Here is an 812-nt window from a genome sequence, read left to right on the forward strand (position 1 = left end):
CGCCGCAACGACCCCACCACCACACCCTCCACACCCACCGCACCCAACGTCTCCGCCACCACAAAACCCAACACCGGATGCGGACTCACCTCAACGAACACCCGCCGCCCCTCACCCAACAACCCACGCACCACCTCCTCCAAACGCACCGGCTCCCGCAGATTCCGATACCAATACCCCCCATCCAGAACCGACGTATCCACCACCCCACCCGTCACCGTCGAATAGAACGGCACCCCCGACGACACCGCCGACACACCCCCCAACACCCCCGCCAACTCACCCTCCACACCCTCCACCTGCACCGAATGCGACGCATAATCCACCGGCACCCGCCGCACCCGCACCCCCTCCGCACCCAACTCACCCTCCAACACATCCAACGCCTCCACCCCACCCGACACCACCACCGACGCCGGACCATTCACCGCCGCAACCGACAACCCCTCACCCAAACGCCCCTCCACCACACCCACCGGCAAACCCACCGACAACATCCCACCCCCACCCGCAAGCGACGACGCGATCACCTGACTACGCCGCGCCACCACCCGCGCACCCTCCTCCAACGACAACGCACCCACCACACACGCCGCCGCGATCTCACCCTGCGAATGACCCACCACACCCACCGGCTCCACCCCCACCGACCGCCACAACCCCGCCAACGACACCATCACCGCCCACAACACCGGCTGCACCACATCCACCCGCCCCAACGCCTCCTCATCACCCAACACCTCCACCAACGACCACCCCACAAACGGCGCCAACGCCTCCCCACACCGCCCCATCCACTCCGCGAACACCAC

At 67.1% G+C, this 812-nt stretch carries 1 protein-coding gene; it reads right to left on the bottom strand.

What is annotated here, in order from left to right; all coding sequences use genetic code 11:
- On the bottom strand, positions 1–812 hold an 812-nt coding region (locus ABEB07_RS38680; protein WP_345672723.1), incomplete at both ends, for an acyltransferase domain-containing protein.

Source organism: Streptomyces similanensis, from assembly GCF_039543625.1.
GTDB classification, from domain to species: domain Bacteria; phylum Actinomycetota; class Actinomycetes; order Streptomycetales; family Streptomycetaceae; genus Streptomyces; species Streptomyces similanensis.